General features: G+C 58.7%; 1 protein-coding gene. It reads right to left on the bottom strand.

The window, feature by feature from the left end; translation table 11 throughout:
* Positions 1-223: hypothetical protein (locus AAC854_RS23990; protein ID WP_340619223.1), on the bottom strand; the 223-nt coding region annotated here is incomplete at both ends.

The raw sequence follows: 223 nt of genomic DNA, 5'->3' as shown, positions 1-223 counted from the left end.
AAAATGCTGGGTGCTGTCAGCGTCCGCCAGCCAGCCGTTGTCGTGATAGCCGTAGCGTGCCATCACTTCATCCTGTTCGTTATCACGGCGGCGTATTTCTTCCAGCTTACCGTCTTCACGGTACAGCAGCGCCAGGGCCGGGCCGTCACTGTGAGTGACGCCGGCCAAGCGATGTTCGTCACTGTAGTGGAACTGGATCCGGTTGCCGTACACATCCTTCAGG

It is taken from the genome of Xenorhabdus entomophaga (assembly GCF_037996725.1).
Lineage (GTDB): Bacteria > Pseudomonadota > Gammaproteobacteria > Enterobacterales > Enterobacteriaceae > Xenorhabdus > Xenorhabdus khoisanae.
This window is presented reverse-complemented; position numbering and strand designations above follow the sequence as displayed.